Annotated in this window: 11 protein-coding genes; 3 read left to right on the forward strand and 8 right to left on the reverse strand. The window is 55.8% G+C overall.

The window, feature by feature from the left end:
- Nucleotides 1-80: 80 nt before the first annotated feature.
- Nucleotides 81-548 (reverse strand): hypothetical protein, encoded by a 468-nt coding sequence (locus FVW20_RS05125; protein WP_196608572.1) that lies wholly within the window; start codon nt 546-548, stop codon nt 81-83.
- Nucleotides 549-860: 312 nt separating this feature from the next.
- The gene (locus FVW20_RS05130) at nt 861-1559 is read right to left on the reverse strand and encodes a thermonuclease family protein (protein ID WP_307831361.1); all 699 of its coding nucleotides are present in this window, start codon (nt 1557-1559) and stop codon (nt 861-863) included.
- Nucleotides 1560-1919: 360 nt separating this feature from the next.
- On the opposite strand from FVW20_RS05130, the gene FVW20_RS05135 reads away from it, so the two are divergent.
- Nucleotides 1920-2516, forward strand: a complete 597-nt coding sequence (locus tag FVW20_RS05135) for a YagK/YfjJ domain-containing protein (RefSeq protein WP_196608573.1) — start codon at nt 1920-1922, stop codon at nt 2514-2516.
- 52 nt (nt 2517-2568) lie between these two features.
- Here FVW20_RS05135 and FVW20_RS20120 read toward each other — a convergent pair whose 3' ends face one another.
- The 6 genes from FVW20_RS20120 to FVW20_RS05165 form a co-directional block, all read right to left on the reverse strand.
- Entirely contained in the window at nt 2569-2844 is a 276-nt protein-coding gene (locus FVW20_RS20120; protein WP_196608574.1) for a type II toxin-antitoxin system RelE/ParE family toxin, read from the reverse strand.
- A complete protein-coding gene (locus FVW20_RS05145; protein ID WP_196608575.1) occupies nt 2844-3113 on the reverse strand; it encodes a CopG family ribbon-helix-helix protein in 270 nt (89 codons plus the stop codon). The genes FVW20_RS20120 and FVW20_RS05145 overlap by 1 nt, the downstream gene beginning before the upstream one ends.
- Before the next feature lie 451 nt (nt 3114-3564).
- Nucleotides 3565-9834 (reverse strand): DEAD/DEAH box helicase family protein, encoded by a 6270-nt coding sequence (locus FVW20_RS05150; RefSeq protein ID WP_196608576.1) that lies wholly within the window; start codon nt 9832-9834, stop codon nt 3565-3567.
- Nucleotides 9831-13280 (reverse strand): STY4851/ECs_5259 family protein, encoded by a 3450-nt coding sequence (locus FVW20_RS05155; protein WP_196608577.1) that lies wholly within the window; start codon nt 13278-13280, stop codon nt 9831-9833. Before FVW20_RS05155 ends, FVW20_RS05150 begins: the two co-directional genes overlap by 4 nt.
- Before the next feature lie 160 nt (nt 13281-13440).
- Nucleotides 13441-14193, reverse strand: a complete 753-nt coding sequence (locus tag FVW20_RS05160) for a hypothetical protein (RefSeq protein WP_196608578.1) — start codon at nt 14191-14193, stop codon at nt 13441-13443.
- A complete protein-coding gene (locus FVW20_RS05165) occupies nt 14138-20533 on the reverse strand; it encodes a hypothetical protein (protein WP_196608579.1) in 6396 nt (2131 codons plus the stop codon). The genes FVW20_RS05160 and FVW20_RS05165 overlap by 56 nt, the downstream gene beginning before the upstream one ends.
- An 857-nt stretch (nt 20534-21390) precedes the next feature.
- Here FVW20_RS05165 and FVW20_RS05170 point away from each other — a divergent pair.
- On the forward strand, nt 21391-22356 hold the full coding sequence (locus FVW20_RS05170) for a glycosyltransferase family 2 protein (protein ID WP_231038882.1): 966 nt from the start codon (nt 21391-21393) through the stop codon (nt 22354-22356).
- 29 nt (nt 22357-22385) lie between these two features.
- A complete protein-coding gene (locus tag FVW20_RS05175) occupies nt 22386-22772 on the forward strand; it encodes a GtrA family protein (protein ID WP_196608580.1) in 387 nt (128 codons plus the stop codon).
- The last annotated feature ends 21 nt before the right edge of the window (nt 22773-22793 follow it).

Genomic DNA, 22793 nt, shown 5'->3' on the forward strand with positions numbered 1-22793 from the left:
GCTACGCTAAGCACGGCAGTGTCAGGCGAATACTATCTCTGTACACGCAAAGCGTATATCATATTTGCACACCAACAAAATCATGCTTTAGCACTTGGCCACAGAGGGATACCAGCACACTCTGAAACATCTACAGAGGTAGTATACAGACAAAAATTCCTCACAAGAACACTCAATAAGAGCACATCTGCCCCTACATGATGACGAGGCTGCATTGAAGCACTGTAGGCATGCCCATAATTTTGAAAAGAAAATCCAGCCATACACACAGGAGATCCTTTCAACAACAAAGCCAACACCACAGCAAGCACACCAGTAGATGGCTTCGTATTTTCTGTTGAAACATCAACTCCGGTCACATTGAGAACAAGCTGCGCCCTCTGATCGTAACTAAGCACCGTGACATCATCCCAACCATAACCCAATGTGCGCAGACAACGTCGTGCCGCAGCAAATCCACACCCTACATCAACATACACCAAATGCTGTGTGCGAAGCCCACCAAGGACAGCACGAGCCTCGCGGTTTGCGACCGAATCACCAAACATGAAGCCCGACATCACAGTGAGCGTTGGACTTGGAAGATCAAGCGTCCGAGCTATTGCGCCGGAGGCATTAACGCAAACCACTTTCGCACCCTGGGCCCATTCTGGCACAAGTGGCTTCGGCGCCGACCCCAATACTAAGACTGGCGCACGAAAAGGACGCACATCCAATCGAACCATACCTTACACCCCCAGCGAAACCTATAAACAAGCCAAACGAACGCAACATAAATAAAAACAACAAAACATACAAATACGACAGATTATCACCCCCATCTACACCACACGAAAAGCCGAACTAAAAACACGCGCACCTCAAGGCCGACACACACCGCACGGTCTAAAGCCGTTCTTGACCGCATCCTCACGCGTCTCAAAAATAACGACACAATTGGGGCAGTCATAATCCTTGCAGCCTGAACGGTGAAAAACGTGGCTACGTTGATTGCCGTGATATCCTATCCCGGAAAGCTGGCCTTCAACGCCACTCTTATGCTGGACACCCTGCGTGGACGCCCCCCTCCTACTCTTCCGCCATTCCCACGGCGGCATGGGGCGCGGATCGCCCCACAATCCCAGAGACGAACCACGTGCTGCACCCTCTAACCGTCGCCAATCAACACATACCACATCACGACAGTAAGAATCATACACCCACGCCATCCCCCGCCTGACCTGCTCCGCATTGATATCAACCTGGCCGACATGCAACCGAGCGACGACCCTGCCGTATCTATCAACATCGACCTCATCAACCTCTACTGTCTTACCAAACAGCAAACCCGACAGGCTCTGCTTGGATTTCGTGCCAAAAGGCTGCTCGCTCTCAGGAGCATCAATTCCATACAGACGAACACGAATTTGCTCATGGCTGCTGCTGAGCACAGTAACCGTATCGCCATCTGAGACACCAACAACCTTCCCGCCCCACGCGAAAGACAACGTAGTGGGGAATGCCAAGAACAGGAAAAACACTGCCGCCACATACAGGCACTTGAAATTTTTACAAGTCACCACTCGCTCCCTACATAGTATGTAAAAAATAAGTCTGACAAAAAATTAGCACATCAAACTTCACCAGCAATCAATTTCAAACCCATAAATATCCAGCATATCGATTTCATATTCCAAAATTACACATGCTAAAATGGTATTATCTCTCTTATGTATCTATTATATGTTTATTATTCATAAATAAACATTAAACACATAAACATATTGGTATAAACATACATACACGACAAATACCACACCAACACATCACCAGCTAGCCAAAGCTAGCCATAGCAAGAGCCGACATCACGAGTGTCGGCTTCTTTTTGTGTAAACAATAACACTCTCCATTAATTCAATAGCCAAAAAAAGGAGCACACCATGTTCATAACAGAAAAAACCCACAGAGACTATCCAGTTCAAGCGTATGACGACAAGCCCTGTCGTATCGACATACTCGATGCCATCATTGACCGCATTGAATACATGACGAGTAGATTCAGCAGAGTGCTCTTCATCCGCTTTGACTTACGATATCCGAGAGACTTCTATTCATCCCGTGGAAACGACGACATTCAACGCTTTTTCAACAGCTTTACGCGCTATTTATCCCGCAAGGGGATAGCCTTCCAGTACGTCTGGGCACGTGAACAATCCAGAGAAAAACACCAGCATTACCACGTAATGCTGCTGCTAAATGGAAATCTCACATGCCACAGTTGGAACCACATGGAGAAGGCAGACCAACTCTGGCAAAGTGCCCTTGGGATCGACTACCCAGGACTCCTCCATAGGTGTGACCGAAGCAGAGACGGCAACAGGCACCCTGACTTCATCCACTTAGATCGTCATGATGCCTGCTATGAACGAGATATTAATCGATGCGTGGAGTGGGCCAGCTACCTGGCTAAGACGAGGACCAAGGGCTACGCACCCCTGAATGTGAGAGAATGGGGAGCGAGCTTCCTTGGCAACTGATCAGGAGTTATATGCCCTGGTACAGTCGACACTGGAGCAGATACAAGCCATTTCAGCGACTCTCCCTAGTATGCCACAGTCGCAGCACATAGACTGTCGAATCCTGAATCTCGTAACGCATCTCATAATGCCCGACAAGTAATCGCCGAACCTCGCGAGGGGCGAACGCAAAGAGTTGCTCACCGATGCGCGGATTGGTCAGCAGGACGGTCGGGGCCTTGGCCAATGCCTGCACCGCCCGTGAGGCAGCAGATTGGTCAACAGGGGCCAAGAATTCATACAGGCGTGTCAGGTCGGAAAGTGCCTTGCTAGTCCATTTCAAGTTCATTAGCGAGGCACCGGCAGCGGTTCATCGGTACTCAGACTATCCGCCCATGCCTGCACAGCCTGATGATCGATGACGCGACCCGCATCCACGTCGGCGAGTGCCTCATACGTCAACCGGTCGCGCTCTTCCTCTTGGGCGATCCAGGATGAGAGCGCTTGCTTCATGATCCAGCCGCGAGAGCGTTCCAAACGGTTAGCCACCTCATCTACCTTTTCTGCCAGTGGCACAGGCACATGAGCAGTCAACACGCGAGTTTCAGCCTTGGGCATGACGTTCTCCTCAGTCTTGCTTCTAATTTTTCATCAGGATGGCTCTTCCCTCGTTGGCCAAAACATTCGCCCCGAACTAATCTTAATGATTAAAAACGAATCAAACAAGCCAAGATACCATTTACCCTTCGGAAAACATCCTCTCTTCATGATAACTCAACTTACCGGCGTTCGAGGACTACAACGAGAGGCATCATCACAAGGCCTTACGGATGAAACCCCAAGGGAATTCCATCCGCGCATCAGCCACCGCAGGGTGTCCTGCCCAGCGGGGCAACTCCACCAAGTACATCTCCAATTGCCTTGGCTGGAGACGAATGTACGAACGCCTTGGGAATACGCTGGCGTCAGCTAGAATGCGCACAATGGCGCTGGGATTAAATCAACATGGAACGCAAACACAGCCCAGCCTGTTGAACACTCGATATCTTAAAATGGTTTCGCGGCAGCCTCATGAACCTGGGACCGTAAGATTCCTCAATTTGGCGAATATCTCTGTTGGATAGGCCGCACCCTCTACATACGTCTGCATTTCGGCGAGTTGCCTTCCTTGACTTGCAGGATCAACTGTAAAATCGAAGTGGCAGGCTGACCTATAGTTAGGGCTGGAGGTCGCACGCCAATAGGAGACCCCCTGGTCGAACCTGAGGCTTAGGCGTGTCCCGGTATTGAAATCGACGTCCAAAAGTCGACCGTGTTTCGTCGCCGACTTATCGACTATCAGCACGCTTGCCTCAATCCCCTTGCAATGGAACGCGTGCGCTATAGCTTGATCGCGGGTTTCAAGGTCGAGCCAATCGCCCCATACGGTTTGCCGGGCCAAGTTCTCACCGAAGCTCCTCTGGCGGGTCGTGATGATTTCAAATTGGGGATTTGTCCACCTGTTCCGGCCAATCATCAGCCAGAGGCCTTCTATCAGCGCGGCCAGTAAGGCGACTGATAACGGGGTGAAGAGGTAACGGTCTTGGTAACGAACGCGAGCTATAGCTGCCTGAGGATCAGCCAGAAGCCTCCCAGACTCTACGTGCTCGGATGCAAGGAGCGACCAGAACTGGTGGCCAAACTCCTGTAGCTGCCCGTCGATCTCGTGGTGGACGACGAGCTCTCTGTCCCCCGTTTCTAGGCGAGGTGGCCGCATGGAACTTGACTCGAGCGTTCGGCCATTCAAGGCAAGGGAGGAGGAGACCTCCGCCTTGACCAGAGGGAGCGATGCAATGCCCCAGGTCGGCCCGAATACCATCGCCGCATTGTCGCCAAACGCCCAGCGAATACTACGGTGGTTACTGTTAACCTCCGCAATCACGTGACCTCCGTTGGCGACTGGAATCGCAGAGACAACGAACACCTTAACTGCGGGATGATCCGCAAGGCTGGCAAGAGACAGAAGGTCCGCTTCGTCAGCCGATGCGACGGCCGTCTCTGGAAGCACGAGTATGACCTCCCAGTCATTACCGGCAAGGCGATAGACCAGCTGGCGCAGCGGAGAAGTGCCGACGTCCCACTCCGCAGGGGTGCCGTCTGCAAACAGGCGGATGCTCACCCCATCCGCGTGCATTGCCTCACGCATGATCGCCTCAGGCAGAGGACTGTACTCAGCGCGGGAAGTGACTCCGAAATATGCCAGCTCCGCCGGCAGGGACAAGGTGTGTAACCATTTTTCCGAAAGCACCCGCAGAGCTGCATGCCGGTCGAGGTGGTCAGCCATGAACCGCTGATCGAAATCTAAAACACAGTGGGGGCAGGCGCTATCGCAGTTGGCCTTGCACAAGAGGTGCGACTTCGCGATGAAGAAGATGTCATCGATGAAGCGTTCGGCACTGGATGCATACCCCGCCGAGTGATGATCATAGATCAGGATCGACAGGCATCTTGCTTCAGGCTCTGGAGAGGATTCCTTAACGTCACAGCCAAATTCGGAGGCCTGGACCCCGAGCCATTCTGCGACGGCATCGCGAAGCGCCGTAGCGAGAGTCAGCGCCGCAACCCTATCCTGCAACCAGACGCCATCCTCCGTCTTAAGTTGTAGTTCCAAGACATCGGTAATCGCTTCGCAACCGAGGGTCAGACGGGTTTTTATCTTCCATGGATTATCGCTGCCCGGGCAAATCGGGTCTTCGGCTCTTCCGCCGCGAAGCTTGCGGTGGGGCTTTTGGAAGGTCGAGGGAAGGGCTCCATTCGTACCCATGGGCGCCGCGCGCCCACAAGCTAAGCAGAGGGCATACCCTGCCCCATAAATCCCACGGGATTGATGGAAGACATGTCCGCGGGAGGATGCGCGAAAGCGGCCGAGGCTGGGGTTGGGTAGGAGGCGCCAGTCGCCCCAAGCGCTGATCCATGGTGCCTCGACCGGCACAAAATGCTGCCGGGTAACATCGTTATGCGGGCTCTCGTACAAATCCACGGCAAATCCAGCAGGCTCTAAGAACTCCCGAATATTCATGGGTCGAATTGCATTACCACAGGCCTGACAGTGTTGACTGACGTCCAGGCTATGGCTCGAACCGCTGGCCCCACAGCGGTGGCAGCGCCAAGCCAAGCGGATATCCTGAATCTCCCGCACCTCCTGCAGAGACGCAGGCGAATGCCAATTCAGAGTGATGCCGGCAGAGCGGTAGACCAGCCCATCCATCACCACTTCAGAACCGGGTGCATACTCTCGGAGCGCCGTTACTCTATCGCGGCTGGCCAGTTCACGTCGGCGATAGCGATTATCCTCCCGTCTCGCGTCCCACTTAAATTTTTTGAGCTGATCGACTGTAAGGTTGTCGAAGCTGGAGATATGCGACGGGAAACCATAGCCAGGGAGGAACCCCTTCGTGGCCAGTTCTCGAAGCAGGTACTCGCCAGCCAGGCGGGACTTGTGGATGGACACTGCCTTGAAGGCAGGGCCATCATCACCTCCAGTCCTCCCGATTGCGTCCTCCTGGGTTTCGAGGGCCTTCCACTCGGCCACCCAAGCCTGCCCTACCAACTCCATGGCGTCCGCAGACTGTCGCGCAAGGCGTGCCGGATGATACCCCTCGAAAACACTGTGTTTGACCATCCATTCAAGCCCCTTACCTACAGGGGCAGATGTGATCGGATCAAAGGCCCGGCACCAGGCGATGAAATTTGTTGCCGGTTGCGAGGAGTCATTAAAAAACCATCCGCACGCCAGCTTTGTCTTCTCTTGGTGGGCGGCATCGAGGCGTTGTGCCAGAAAATGCGTGAGCAAGAAGGCGTTAACGTGGCGTTGTACGATAAGCTTGCTGTCCAGGGAAACCTGCGGCGCCGGAAGTGGAGTATCAAACGCCCAACGGCTATTGCTGAAAACCGCTTGGTCATGGGGGTTGGCTTTGCACAGGGTCATGGAGACTGAGCGGGTTTCCCGGCGCCGACCAGCCCGACCGGCTCGCTGCAGGTAGTTCGCCGGATGGGGTGGCACGTTATTCATGGTCACCATCGCCATGCCGCCGATGTCTATGCCCATCTCCATTGTCGTGGAACAAGAGAGCAAATTTAGGTCTCCGGCCTTGAAGGCTCGTTCGTACGAGCTCAAAGTGGACGAGTCTTGTTGCGCCGAGTGCTCCGCCGCCGTGAAGAAAGGGGCAAGCTCGATCACCCGATCATTAAGATCCGACCAGACACCTTCTTGCCGAAGCGGGTCGATTGAATCCTGTTTTGCCAGCCATTCTCGTCCTCGACGCATGCGGTCGAGGTCATCATACGCACCACTGAAAGGCTCGTCATAAAGAGGCAGCTCAACCTCGACGCAGATGGTGGGATTGCCAAGGATCTCACGCGGCAAATAGGGCGACAGTCCTTTGAGCGTCGTATCCAAAAAACGCCGCGTGAACGGACAGATCCAGGCTTTAGTCTGGGGGGAGAAGGCCAGCCGATCCAACGGAGTTACCCGTCCATCCGCGGTCATCTCAAACATGCCCGCAACCAGGAGAGCCTCCCATGCATACTGCAGAACTGTATCTACTCGGTCTTCGCCCTCGGCAGTCTGAATATCTGCCCGCAGAGCATGAACGAGAAGCTTGATCAGTGAATTCTGTAAACCGCTCCGCCTGGCCCGCGGCCACCGTCGCTGGGACAATCCAACATGAGGTTCGTCGCGTCCGATAATCCAGCTCTGAGGGAACGGAACCCCCAGCCAGCGCCGCCAAGTTTCCGGGATTCGTAGCGAGCCTCCCGAACGTACGAAAAAATCTATGCACAGCTTGAGAAAGTCGCGCCAATCTCCTGCCGTGAATCCTGAGGCTCGTACGACCTCCGTCGGAACACCTTGGATACTTTCCAGGGCCGGGTAGCACACTGTGACCAGCCCCATCGTTTCAAGGTTGTTCTGACGTTTCGGACGACGCCCGAATTCCCGCACCAAAAACAGTCTCGCCAACTCTGCGGAACCGGATACACTGCCAAAAACATCCGGAGCGAACTTCTTGTAGTGCCTGAGCATACGATCAAAGTCGCTTCCTTGGTCGGCAAGCCGCTGGGCAAGTTCAAAAAAAGGAATCGGTTTGGGCTTGGCAAGGGCGGTGAGTTTGGCCTCCTTGTCTGCGATCATCGTAGCCAAGGCCTCGTTTTGCATCTGGCTCTGAACAACCTTGAGCTGATCAATCTCGCCTCGAAGCTGTACCGCAGCCCTGTTCGCCTGCTGCCGACCCTGCTGAATGGCGATATGGTATATGAGGCTTCGCACCCGCCCGCGTTCCGCGTCTTGCTGCAGCTTGGCAGCCATACGGGCTGCACCCTGGCGACTGTCGTTGAAGGTCAAGAGGCGCCGTCCGCGATACGGGTGGTCGGCGGGTTTATCCCCGTCGGGTGCATACTCCAGCATGGTTGGCAGGATGTTGCCTAGGAGAAATGGAGCTCCGATTCGCCCTGGTTGCAGCAGAGCTTTGCGGTCCGTCTCCCGACCTCCGCAGAAGGGGCACCCGATTCCCGAGGCCTCGGCCTCGCGAGCTATCACGCGCAGAGTCCCATCGGTTGCTTCGGTAATCCGCCTGCTTTTAGGCTCAATGTCGATTTCGCCAACGAGGCTGTTTGGCCGGGAGGAAGACCTGTTGGTGATGAGTACCTTGCGTTGCCTGGCAGAGGAGGCGGCCTCCTCGGAAGGTTCATCTTCTTCCTCTCCTCCAACTGTCGTCTCGACTTCGAGCTCGAACTCATCAACAGCTGACGTGGACTGAAGATGCGTAAGAAATCCTCCGGCCTCGCCTGCAAGCAGGTAGACTTCGCCGCACTCGTCGCAGGCGACGACTTCGTAGGCAGGGCTGCCGCATCGGCAATGCTTGCGCGGGTCAAAATAAACCTGTCCGAAAGGCCAATCTGGATCATCCAAAGTGGTTCCCGCCTTGGCAGGGCAAGCGCCATTGGCACAAGCCCATAGCCCGGCGAGCGTCTGGTGGAAAACATGGGTGCGCAGCGGCAAAAAGCATGCGCCATTGGAGTCGCTGGTCACCGAGAGCAGGTCCAGCCAGCGGAGGGCCTCCATCTGCGCCTCTGGGCTGGGCGGGGTATCACCGTGAACAACCCGACAGACGTCCGACAACCGGGCGACCGGTGGACTGTTCTTGTTACCTACAAAGAGGTCGCGCAGCGTACGGGCGACATGGTGTTCCGCCAGGACCCGGTAGCGCACCTTTGAGCATTCCGCTTTTCTATCGACTCGCAAGAGCGCCTCGAGGGAATCTCGCCGCTTCGGTGTCCCCTCGGGCAAGCTCGGAACATGGCGTTCCCCGGAGATGAGGTGGACCCGGTCCAGGCTCACTCCAGCCGCCTCGGCAAGAAATCGCCTGAGTCGCTCCCCACCTTTGCCCTCGGGGTCACCGATCGTAGCCGACGTGGCTACGAAGCGGACCTTTTCAGGGCTCACCCCAAATGCGAAGAGCACGCGACGGATGAGCAGCGCAAGTTCCGCCGCTTGGGAGCCGATATAGGTGTGCGCCTCGTCGAGCACGACCCACTCGAGCCTGCCCTGCGACTCGTCAAGAATCGGCTTGTCGTTCGTCCGCACCAGCATGTATTCCAACATGGTGGCGTTGGTGACCAGAACGGGTGGTGGCGACGAACGAAGCGTCTCTCGGTCCAGTACCTCGTTCGGGTGGTCCTGACGTTGCCGCTGCGGGACCTGCTCCGGAGTGTTTCCGTTGTATAAGCAGAAGCGGATGTCGCCCCCAAATGCGTGTGTCCAGGCCCGAAGACGGTCCCGCTGACTATTAATCAGCGAGTTCAACGGATAGAGGAATAGAGCCCGCACTCCCGTCAGCCGGCCGTGTTTTTCCTCCCGTAGCCTTGCGAGCCGGTCGAGGATGGGAACCATGAAACACTCAGTCTTGCCAGAGCCGGTACCGCTCGCCACCACCACCGACTGCGGCTGAGGTTGGGACAGGACTTGCCAAGCCTCTAGCTGATGCAGGTATGGGTGCAGTTGCTTAGCGAATCGGTAGTCTTTCACAAGCTCCTTGGGAGGGGCGTCCATAGCTTCGACGAGGCCAGACGTCAGCAGGCCTCCCGCGAGATCCTGCATAGTGGGCTTAGCCTGGCGCCAGCCAAAGACGGCCTCGAACGCGGGATCAGCCAGGAAACTGCCGCTCTCGCCAAAGGGGCTGGAAAAGGCTGTGGAAAGGAACCTCCTGAGAGGGACGTTCGAAAATCCTAGCCTATGGATAGTTGCCAGCGTGGACCTGCGGGCCAGTTGAGGCAACAGCTCGGAGAAATAGTTGTCGGTCATTGGGCAAACTCGTTCTTTAGGAACCCGGCTGAAACGCTACGGGCAGTGCTCCAGTTGTAGGCCTCTTCGAACCAGTCGTGGTCGAAATCGATGTGCTTACGAAGGGCGTGGATCAAGGCGGGATTGTTGAGCCACTCGCGAGTGGCACCAATCGCCGCCTGGGTCGCCAAGAGAAGCGGCAGGTTGGTGATGCCGTCGCGATAGCCTTGACTGTTCGGACTCAAGAAGCAAGCGTAGTTCCCATCCTGCCTCGCCTGAGCAATGTGAACCTTGAAATATTCCGGCCATTGGTCTTCAGCATGGCTTCTCAACAGGCGCTGCCAGGGGCTTGCGTCGCCATTAAACAGGATCCGGCCTATCTCATCGCTGCTGATCTTCTGGAAAAATTGCAGCTCCTGGGGCTGTTCCCCCAGGGCAGCAGCGCGCGCCAAGGCCACAGACCAACGAAGAGCCGGCCTACGCGACGTGATTTCGCCGAGTCTGCTTTTTAAATGGTCCTGAAACACGATTTCTGCCACTGCTTTGAAGTTTGACTCGCATTGGAGTCGAAGATTGCAGATAGCTTCCTTCCAAGCGACAAACGAGATGGTTTCCCACGCGAAAGGTAGCTCTGCGGCGAAACGGTCGATGAGGGAAAAGGGAATGGAGGAGAAGCGCATAGCCAAGGCTGCCATTGCCTTGTCGGACCGGGCAAAATGCCGCCACAGGTCGAGTGTGACCAGCGGCAGATGGCCGATTTGAGCGGCAAGTCGTTCAACGTAGCCCCAGTCTGGATTGAGGAGGTCGCGGCCAAGAATGCCGATCACCTCCTCGAGTGCTTCCTCCCGCTGCCCAGGGTCAGAAATGCCGATCGCCATGGTCAACATGCTCGTATCCGTCTTTTCGTCACCGACCGTCCAAAGGGTTGGTCGGAAGACGAGATGTGAGCCTGCCGCAGGATATACCAGCCAGGACCCTGGCTCGCGATCCTCCGGGCAGAAATCCCAGGCGATTTTGGTGGGGTCCTTATATGGGGAGCAGGGCAGGCTCTGAGGTTCGTCCCCAGGTGAGTCAAGGCGCAAAGCCATAACGGGGAGTCCGCTCAGCGCTTCCGGCATGACGTTACCGTTAGCGTCCGCCCCTATGAGGATATGTCGTTCGGAGCGCTCAAGGCGGCATGCATAGCGAGCTATTCGTAGACAGGCGTAAGGCTCGCCACCGATCTGTGCGAACACTTCGACGTTTGCGTCCGGCCGATCATCGGTCGCCAGAAGATGGGCAATCTCTGTAGCGTAGTCCTGTAGCCGTATTTCGGCATGCATCGAGCCGGTCGGCGGTGTGATCTGGCGGTTGATAATGTCCGGTTTACCTGCCAGTCGCAACTGCAGGCACATGCGGGGCAGGGCACTTGGGTTTCCACCGAGGAAGAGTATGCGAACACCGAGAAGCTGGTTTATCGCCAGAAGTGTGCCAGGTGACAGATTCTGTCCATTGGCAAAAATCCGCGCTCCTTGTACGGGAAAGGGAAGGCGCACTCTGGCGGGCTGCGTCGCATGCGGCCAGTGGATGTCAACTTCGATCCACTCTGGAGCCGGCTCATGGCCGCCCATCTTAAGATCCGCGACCAAGTCGTTCCCATCGCGCCGAAGGACCGTTGTGATGTTCGCATGATCGATCCGAAGGCTGGCGGCTCCCCAGCGCACGAGGCGAATGCTTCCTGATGCCGCATCACCTGACTCCAAGCGTACTTGAGCCGCACAGGGGAGAACGAGCATACGGACTCGTCCCCTAATCTCGCCTTCGATGGAATGCCACATTTCGGTCAGTCCGAGTGGCTCCCTTAGGGATGTCGAACTTGCTCCCAAAGGACGCCAGCTGCCCTGTCCGGAGACAATGTGCCCCCCCCCGCCTTCATCCATACGATACATTCGCGGCTTGCCCAGGAATACCATCGCCGGACGAACAGCCATCTGCCACAGGCGTTGCCCTCGCCACTCGTAACTCTCCTCGCAAGCGTCGGCCCTGCCGGTACGGATGCGGCAAGATTGCTCGCCGTTTGCAAAGCGGACGTCACCGCGCACTCTATATATCTGCCTGCCGAAGTGGGGCATGATCCCTTCTGAGGGCATTCCCTCGACATCGGCTTCCACGACATGCCACCCCTGTGGTAGCGCGACAAGAGCCTCGTTTGTGGCAATAGCGCCACCACCTTGCCGGAGCAATTTTGGGGCGTCATCCCTGGCGTCAAACACCCAGGGTAGCGCATCGTCTAGCGCTTCACCTCGTGGCGCCAAGGTGGCCCACTCTCGACCGTCTGTGGTCGCAAGATGCACGACATGCTCGGTGGCAGCCCGTTCGGCAAAAAAGGTCCATGGGCACCTTTCTACCCGGTATTTATCCTGACCTGCCAGCTTGCGTAGCGAAGCTGCCAGTTCTGCGTCAGCCGCCTGCAACGTCAGGTGGAGAAACCTTGGCAGCTCGTTCGCGTCCGCACAAAAGGCACGCGCCAGTGCTTCGGAGTCGATTCCATCTGCCAGGGGAAGGACTGATCGCAGTTGCCAAGAGCCGGATTCGTCGCGCTCTATGGATCGTTCTACCCAGAACAACCTCGGTGGATGTTGTGTCTTTTCAGAAGCCGCATCCTTTATGATTTGGTCGATAAGGCCCTGAGCTTCTGTATCCTCAACCGATAGGGGAAAGCGATCACGCCATCCTGGAACACGGCGATCGAGTTCCTCGATGACTCCCGCGCTTTGTGTCAGCCCTGCTTGCGTCTTGAGACTTAAGACAGTCGTGATGACGTCGGCGAGCAGCACAAAAATTTCGGACTGTCGGTAGGTGCGGGGAAGGTAATGATCCAGGCTCCGGACCCAGGCTTGGATTTCTATCGGGGTAACCTGCGCTTTCACTGCCTCCTTGAGAACGCATCGTAGGAGCATGCCCAAAGCCCCTTTTGCATCGGATAAAATCCGCATAGGGAGGCCGCCCTGCAGGGCAATATTCCCTATGTAGCGAAGTCCCACCGAGTCCCTCAAGGGCAGTCCCCACTCCTGCAGTCCAAGGGTCACACAGACGCTGCGCTTCGAATGAGTCCATCCGCTGGTATCCGAGCCGAGGTCGTGCAGGATGGGCTCCCATGCAAAGCCGCTCCCGTCATAGCGCCGTCGCCACCACTCAGCGGCATAAAGCACAAAAAGTGCTGGAAAAGATGAGATATGTTGCCCTGCTAATTCTATCGCCGACAGGCTGTATCTCAGCTTCCCCAGCCGTTGGCCAAACTGCTCGAGTGTTCCCTTGAGAAGCGCCTCTAACGAAAGAAACTCTTCGCCCGTGATCCGGTAGGCGTACAGCGGGCGCTCGTCAGGACCGTCAAGGGCCCGATCAGCCAGCATGTGCAACTTCCACTCATGAAATTGATTAGACATATCCTCTCCGTAGAAGGATTTATCAACTTCGTCGTTGGTCATGCTGTTAACGCTCAGTAGTACTGCCGGATATATCCGAACGCCTTGTCGAATAGATTCTGGTCCTTGACTTGGCACTTCACGTAAATCACATTACGTAGAGCCTTCTGGACCTCGCGCCCCCTAGGCGCGCCCACAGGGCACAACACTTCTCACAATGAAGCTAGCCCCCTACCTCCGACGGTCCGTTTTGGGGCGTTTGAGAAAAAGCGGAGCGCCAGCGCACCAACAACGCCACCAAATCACCCTGTAATTGTTCGAGGTTATCAACAATCGCCGAATGAATAGCAGCATTAGTTCTACGCGCCTGCTCTTCATGCGCGAGATGCCCCCAATCGTCTTCAGGGACACCTGCAACTTCAGCATCTTCTGATGTCCAAAAATCAGTGGGCTCCAATACAGGCTCAAGATGCTGACGGTGGAATTCAAAGTATTCCCTCCAACCATTCAGAACAGAGTACAACTGGGCTTCTTCATTATCCAACGCGCCCCACTCAACATCCGATATATCTCGATACGGCTCCGCTTGCGTAAGGAGAATTCCTCCAAACACTATGCGTCGCAAGATATCAAACATTTCGTACAAAAGATCATCGTACATGCCATCGCGCCGACAATAGGCCCAAGGATTGGCACTAGGCATGAGGCGGCTAAGCACCTTGATGGCATCCCGGAAACCACCCAAAGGATCAATAGGCTCCGGCAACGCCCGGCGATGAACCCACAGTTTCAGGATAAGGGTGACCGCACGTTCTTCAGCTACAATTCGCGCCCCGCCGGTGGCTGCGCCTGCCGCAGCGATTGTTTCCGCCAGGTGATGAGCCAGCCACCGCTCCAAAACGAACCCACGTTCATCCATCTTAAGCTGCCGAACTATCTCCTGACCAAGTGCCAACACATCCTTCGACGACTTCAAGGGTGCCTCTTCCTTGGAACCGGTAGAGGCGGTCAAACCGCCCTTCCGCGTCCTGCTGTTCATTTTCCTCGCCAGTGTATTCTCTATATTTACGCCCACTACGCAACACCTCTACCTCTGCAATTATGTCCAGTCCCTCTTGCCTGAGATACTTTTGGACTTGCTGTTTGTGCGCTAACAGTCGCCATCCTGCTGCGGCGAATTCTAGCGAAACACGCTCGTCGTCCTTCTCACGATCTCCCCATACCTGATAAATAAACATAGGAGACTGATCAGAACTCCCCAGCCACTGCGCTTGCCATGTAGGGTCACGACGCAACCCCATAGCCTTGACAACACGTCTGCCTGGAGATGCGTTGATAAGCGACGCATAACCACGGAAGGGATCCTTCTCGTCGCAAGCGGCATCTCGATAAGATTTGAGTAACCAGCCCAAAAGTCGGTACGGAGCCTCATCAATCTCGTGATCCTCGTCCTCGTCCGGGAGCTTATAACTCCATGGATCATCCATCGTCTGAAGCGCACGCAAAAGCGAGCCTCCTCCCTCTGGGGTCACCAGTGCACTCGCAATGCGGATGATCTCTATTCGATCACGAGCCCGGCGCTCGAGCTCTCCACCCACGATCATGTAGTCTGGCATATCCTCAGGCAACAGTTCAGCCCGATGGTCAGCTTCCGTGACCCCTTCGACCCATTCGAACAAGCCATCTGAATTGGCTGCCCAGTTGGCCAAGACCCGCGGCACGGGGCTCAAGATATCTGCAGACCAAAGTGGAGGCTCAGTAACCATCGCCCGCTCTATACGTGCATGAAGACTGTCCCAATCGTCGCGATCACACTCACTGAGAGGCTCCGTCTTCAAAAGTTCACCAGCGGCACACCACATTCCATGCCATTCGAGGTGATTGTTAAAGCGTTCAAGCGTTGGAATGTTTCCGTGCCGATTACTGCTAAGTCCCCAGTCATGCTCTCCGAACCGGCCTCGCCTCCGCTCTTTGCGAATTCCAGAAGCATCTCTGCCGTAGCCCCAGACATCGACAATCCAGCGCTCTGCCTCGTTGAGAAACCGCTCACCAGCCAGATTTGCAAATGCCCTTAGCATCGGTTGATACCAGTATGGAAGAGTATCCATCTCATCGAATCTAAAACGATGTTCTTTGTCTGACCTAGAAAAATAACGATGACCATGCGGATTTTTTACCTGCCGAGGTAGCGAAGACTTGTTAACGCGGGATAAACGCTCTTTGACCTCACCTGTGAGATGAAGTGCACCGGCGGCATGAAGCTTCAGACAAGCGTCTCTAGCAAATGCCCTTACAAGGAGGTGTGGAAAATTTTCATCCAACGCGGTACTGAGAAGCAACGAGCTTGCACAGCCACAAATTTTTGGTGTTTCTAGGGCCAAACGATCCCACGCGATGGCGAACCATAGTCGCGCTGATAACCAGTAAAACGCGACATCCTTCCCACGAAACACGAATTCCTCACGCCTGGTATATTGATGCACCAAGGCGCCGAGTGATGACACATCATCCAAACGTGCCAACCGCCTGATGGCATGTGCAGCACGCCAACGCATCCGCACGTCGAAGTCCCCCAAATAGGCGAAGATAAAACGCGCGAACGCCTCCTCGATGTTCACGGGCAATTGCTCGATCGGCGCTGTTTGGTCTCGGTCATCGCGGGCAACACGGCCTGCTAACCGTGTAGCATACCACGTAGCAAGTTCGGCCGCTTGTTCAGGGACGAGTGCTACACCAGCCATTCCGACTAGGGCGAAGATGGCGTTCGGCGAGAGACTATCCACATGCGCCTCAATTCCCCGAAGGATAATCTGGGAAATCTCCAAACCTTGCAATTGAGTACAGCCGAGGGCCTTTGACAACGCCTCGTCGCGATAATGTATATAGCGTGCAAACTCAGGCAGGCGAGCAACGATTATTTCGGGCAAGCTAACCTTACACCATGCCTTGACAGCAGGGCTATCCCACCACAACTCAATGGCACTGAGGAGAGCGTCGACAGCCTCATTCGTAACCGTAAGCGCATTAAGGGCACCAAGAACAGCGAGGTGGTTCACCCTGTCGCGCGGCAGCACGGCTTCACGCGCAGAGCGGAGTATGTCGCTTAATGGCGTATACGCCTTAGTTTCGCCCGCCACTTCAAGGGCGCAACCGACGGCTTCCCGGAATCTCTCGACGTCAATGAGAAGTTCCGCCGTCCAAGAATGATTAATCTGTGCGGATGGAGCTCGCGCACTCGCCCTAGGGTAATCCTGCGGAAGCTTCTTCGGCAACGCCGACAAGAACCTGTCTTGTTCATCAAGCGCGTTTGTCCAGCGTCCACGGATACCCCGCTCTCGAACAAGACGAATCAACGTACCGTCCGTAATCTGCCGATGGCGTACAAGGGCGTCGTATGCGGCCTCTTCAGCCAACGATCCAAGCAACGGGGCTTGGCTGGATACGGCGGTAGCGAGGGCCTCCTGCATCACGCTGTCATCATGCAGGAACAGGTTAAGCGCAGCCGCCTGCGCTGGAGAAATCAAGCTCGTACGCAGCCCCGTCTTCAGGAGCGATGGTAGCGTCTCGGACAAAGCCACCAAGGCCTCATCGTCCCATCGGGCGATATTACCAAGCGCCAGCGCGACATCTAGGCGAGTCAGTGCTGAAATTGCTTCTTGCCACGGAAAGTCCTCGTGTCCGTCCAACCTGATGGCTGCATCTGTAATCACCTCTGAAACTTGGCGGGCTGTTCCGCGTGCATCATCGAAATAGCCATTACCCCGAGTTACCAACATATCGAGCAGGCGGAGTTGAGCCATCGCCTCATAATCCAGTTCGCTAGCTGCTCTCACAGCGCTCGTGAAAACTGCCTCCGCATCATCAGGGCTAATCGGAAGGAGGAGACGAGCGTACCCGATCAGGGCTTTGGACTTTTCATCCGCACCTATGCGCATCCCGCAGGTCTGCTCTGCCCCTTTACCAAGCTCTGACACCAAATCAGAATGAAGTGCTTTCTGGAGGCTGAGTCGTGTAACGAGCTGCGCATCGGGCACTTCATTCCCGCGGCACCATCTGCCATAGACCTCGGTTGCAACCTCTTTTAACAGCTGCGCATTGTATCCCACTCCGAAAAGCACAAGCAACGCTCTTGCCGCACATGCACGTCCTCCCCATGAGCCATATCGTTGTGAAATTCTCCACTCGTTACGCGCTACCAGGTCAGCCGCTTGGCGAATCTGTGTTTCGAGTTCACTCGGTGATGTGTGGTCAACTAATGCGCAGGCAACAGTCCGGTACACATCGAAATTAGTTCGTACAAGTTCCATCAAATTTTGATCGCGGTGCTCTTCATAAGATTTTAAGCGACGCTGCGGTTCTTCACCGTCAGAAGATGGACGCGGTGCAAATAGTTTTGCAGAATCAGGATTCCGTCCACTACGGGCCTCCCGAAGGGTATACGCCCTAAGCAACAAATCCAGCCTGTCAGACTCATGCTCATGGCGACGATCAATTCGGCGTAATTCGGGAGCTAAAAAATCGTCCAATATTGTATCTACAAGCTCATCCGCCGCACCTTGGCTTGTTAAAAGCTCACATGTCATCAGAGCGGCATCTAGGACTTGCCCGTGAGGTGAAGGCTGTCCTCCGTACCCTTTAAAGAAATGGGCGACCCTTAGCTTGCGTCGGCTAAGCGCACGGAGGCCCGTTTCAAGTACGGCGATGTCGATCGGCTGACCAGCCAGAATCAAAGGCAGTGTTATTAACAACTTACCAATGGGGCCCAACTTCTCTTCATCCAACAGCGCTCGGAGAAACTTGGCGTTTCCTTGGATGGCCAAGCGTATGGGCAGCGACAAGGCGACATCAAACATGATTTTTCTTGGTCGCCATGATGACAGATCCTCCATGGCCGAGGCGGCCCCGCTCAACCGAAGAGTCGATTCGACCTGGCTAGCAATATCAGAGGTGCTGATCTCCCACGCGTGACGAAGAACATTGCCCGCGTCACTACGGTAGTGGTCACTCCGCGCCTGCATCCAGGCGCGGAGGAGCCGCCTCCCTTCACGTACGGAAATGGCGTCATCGCGTTCCGCATCCACTGAGAGTCGTTGGAAGAGTAGGGAGCCGTGCGCCTCAATACGCTCAGGGTTCGAAAGAATTAGCCGCCTAGTTGTCTCGTAGGCAAAACGGACCGTCAGATCTGGATTGCCTGCCAGTATGTCCTTCAAGGCTGTCTCTGTCCTGAGCCCCTCTGCCCCGATCAAAATGAAACGGATCGCTCGCACAACGTCACCGGCTTCACGGCAGACTTTGATTGCCAGTCGCAAACGTTGAAGCTCTGCTTCGCGGCGCAGCACAGGCTCCTTGATAGCTGCCGGGGAGGGGTCACGTTCCACTAGATCAAGAAGATCAGCACCCCGCCCTGCCAAAAATAAGGCCATGGCGACATTATGAGCCGCGTAGTTGTCTTCGGAGCTGTAAGAAAGAAACCAATCGGCCGCCGTTGCACGCACCTCATGAAGATACTCACCCCCTTTGTTCCGAACAAAATGTTCGAAATCTTCATCCGCAAAGCTCACCGTGCCAGTATGTAGTTGGATACCCGGAGCGAGATCCACACACACGTCAGCCAACCGTTCTTCCGGAATTTGCAGCACGGCGGCAAGGGCCGATAGGGGGACAGGACGCGGCAGAGCGACAAGCCCGGCGCATAGCCTTTCCACTTCGGCCTGACTCCCGCTTTTCGCCAAGGCTTCGCGGAACTGTTCGTGGAAGACATCGTCCAGAGATTTTCCCGTTGGTCGAAGTCGGTCGAGAGCGCCCGAAGGCTGAGCATCGCCAACCTGAAACGCATACTTCTGCACGCGCGGCACTCCTCTCGAAAGATGGTGAAAATCTTCCACCCAGTCTTCGGGGGCGTCCCACACGCAAGCCACGCTCTCTCCCGTTTCGGACCGCGTGAACGGTTCAATCTGAACAGTTTGGTACCAAGGGGGGATAGCCAACTGACGAAGCTTACCGGTTCGAGCAGTAATAACGAGACGGACGTTTTGCGGTGCCCTCTCCAGCAAGCGTACAAAGTCGTGAACAAACGAAGCCTCGACAGGGACACGGGCTTCCGCTGCGGCCACCGAATTGTCCGCAGCATCAACTGCAATTACGATTAGCGCCCCCGGATCCTGGACGCTCATCGCTGCAGCGGCATGACATAGTCGTGTTGCGAACTGTCTGGAATAATCCAAGCCTGAGCGGCGACTGAGGAGGAGCGGCAACCGTAATTGAGTAGCAAGTTCGTTTGTCAACTGAAGAAATGCGTCGACTGATCGATGACGGAGAGCGCTAGGATCCATGTAGCGCCCACCACCATAGCAGTCGTATGTGATCATAACGGAGCCGGGGGGAAGTAGCGATCTGATCTCCTGTAGAGCGGTTGTTTTGCCTACGCCTCCTTGGCCGTGAAGACAGACATGCTGTGCTCCTTGTAAAAGACGATCTGCGGCATCACACACAGAAGCTCTGCTGACAGGGTTATCGACCAGCACAATCTCAGATGGGCATGGGTAGATTGCCGTCATTTCCGATGCCCCAAGATGAAGCATCACGGACTCTCGCGTTATGCGCTCTCCTGCGAACTCTGGCCGCATGCGATCACGGACGAATTGCCGTAGCCCAACAACGGAATGTTGAATGTCGTGGGCGGTCCATTCTCCGATTGCGCGAAGAATTTGTTCCTCTATGGCAAAACGAGACCCCGCCTTCCCTTCGAACCGAAGAGACGCAGCAAAATCCTGAAACTCCGCTGTTGTCAGTCCTGAGGCATAGGCAAGGCGCAGTTCCGGTGCGCTAGTAGTTCCAGGCTTTTCCTTGGGTACGTCAATTCCCTCCGCAACCCGGATTAAAGCTGTAAAGAGATCGTCGTTTATTGGTTGATTGGTGACAAGAGCAACTTCTGGTATAGGAAGAGATTGCCGCAAAGCTGCCATGCTTTTCCAAGCAAGCGCAAGCCTAAAAAGAACAGATTTATTACGATGTTGGCCAGACACGAGGCGCGCGATAGTCCAAGGAGCACTTGGAGACGCTGCTGAATATTTTAGCTGGGCAATTACGACACGTTCAGCTGTCGCTGCGCATATTCCACCGTAGTACAGCGCACAATCTACGCCTGCCCATACATTGCCAGCAGCAGTTATCTCATCTTCCCAAGGCAAACCTTCAACGGTTACCGCCTCCAACTTCTCTTCATTGCCAAGGAGGCGAATGGCCTGTCGCGTTGCCCATAGCTCGTGGAAGTCGTCCCCTGTATTAGAACCACGCGCACCTTGAAATTCACTCAACACACTCCCCCTACGTTCAGAAACCTACCCGATCCAGCCACTCACACTCAATGACATATGTTCGAAAAACGAATCGCAACACCTTACAACATATTTTCAAGTAGACGTTAATATTTTCCCGAGCCGAGAACAACAGCCCCTTCGCCAGTGCAAGGCTGATTCCTAAGGAAACGGGAGCGTCATGACCTATACCCGCCGGTATATGCTTTAGGTCATGCTCGGCGTGGTGACTGACGGCCATGAGACGAAGAGAGACCCACGAGGCAACGCGCGTCTCGCCAACCAATCCCCCGTATCACTGACATCTTCCGTACAACCGGCAATGCCAACACCGCCTCGGCTCGAGTGCACAAAAACACCCCACCCAGCCTTGGAAGCGCCACGGCCAAGGCTGGGTGGGGTACCGACAAGACGGCCACCCGCAGGATGGCCGTCTCGCGTTTTGTGGTGAGAAGCAGAATTCGCTAGCCAACGCGTTACGAGTACCCTCCACAAACGCAATCCTCACCCTGCATCATAAACGCTCTGTAGGCGTTTTTATTTGACGCGAAAAGCGTATTCCGACAATATCCCCCCAGCCGTTGGCGTGAGAGACCTTTTCCCTCGGATAGGCATCGTATGAGTGTCCCACATTCGTCGGTGTCGCCCCTAACCGCACGCCCGGCACCCAGGCCATCTGTGGCAGCCATGCAGGCAGCGCCAGCATGCTTTGGCAGGGCCGCCTACTCGCAGCGGCCTGTAACCAGCCACAGCCGCCATCTTCCGGCTTGATGCCGGGAAAGGCGCAGTGGCACCGCCCAGTTTCCGGCAAGTGCGCGAGTCCCATATCCACAAGCCACCATCCGTGCGGATGCGGAATGATGCAGCCATTACGTACGATGCGTAAACTCAGTTCGCTCAGCCTCGTCATCCCCGTGTACAACGAACGGGAAACCCTCGCATATCTGCGCGCGGAACTGGAACGCTGGCTTCCCTCGCTGGAGGACATGACGACGGAAATCCTCCTTGTCGATGACGGCTCGACCGATGGTTCGCTGCCGATCCTGTCTCGGTGGGCCGCCGAGGACAGCCGCATCAAGGTGATTTCCTTCAGCCGCAATTTCGGCCACCAGGCCGCCGTAAGCGCGGGCCTGCAACATGCCGTCGGCGATGCGGTGGTGATCATTGACGCCGACCTGCAGGACCCGCTCGATGTCATCCCCGACATGATCGCGCTCTATGAGGACGGATACGATGTCGCCTACGGACAGCGCATGGCGCGCCACGGCGAAACCCGGTTCAAGCTGGTCACCGCTTGGCTGTTCTACCGGATCATGCGGCTGTGGGTGCACAAGGGCCTGCCGGTGGATACCGGCGACTTCCGCCTGATTTCACGGCAGTGTGTCGATTGCATCAACTCCATGCCCGAAGCGCACAGATTCCTGCGCGGCATGGTGGCCTGGGCTGGCTTTCCACAGGTCGCCGTCCCCTATGCACGCGCGGAACGCAGGTTCGGGGAGACAAAATACCCCCTGTACAAGATGCTGCGCTTCGCATGGGTCGCCATCACCTCGTTTTCGACCGTCCCTCTCAAGATCGTGACCGCCGCCGGAGGGATTTTCTCCCTCCTGGGTCTCGGCGCAGGCATCTATGCGCTTGCAAGCCACGTCACCGGTCACACCGTACCCGGGTGGACATCGTTGATGGGGTTCAACGCGCTGATGGGGGGGCTGGTGCTCATGGGGCTTGGCCTCATCGGGGAATATGTCGGCAAGATATATGAAGAAGTGAAGGGACGCCCGCTTTACGTCGTCCAGCGCACCATAAACATCTCCCGCGAATGAGCATCGGAGCGGTGACCCACCACCGGACCATGGCTGACCGTTTCCGGGAAGTCGTGCGGTTTCTTGGTGTCGGGCTGGGCGCGACGGCCTTGGACATGCTGCTGTTCTGGGGGCTGGTGGGCATTCTGGAATGCAATGAGACAGCAGGCTATCTCATCGGCTTCTATACCTCGGTCATCTGCCGATTCTTCTTCGACCAACGCTACACGTTCCGCAACGACAGGGCGAACACGGCGATCCAACTTCGTGCATACGCCGCAGCCTGCACGTTGACGGCACTCATCGGAATCGCCGCATTCCATGCTGCACTATGGGCGGGATTTCCCCCGTTGGCGGCAAAGATAGCCAGTATCCCCTTGGTGACGGCTTCGGGCTACATGCTGTTCCGCCGCGTCGTGTTCACCCGACCCCGATAGCTCCCCACTTCAGTTCCAGAC

The organism is Nitratidesulfovibrio oxamicus (assembly GCF_015731765.1).
Taxonomy (GTDB): domain Bacteria; phylum Desulfobacterota; class Desulfovibrionia; order Desulfovibrionales; family Desulfovibrionaceae; genus Cupidesulfovibrio; species Cupidesulfovibrio oxamicus.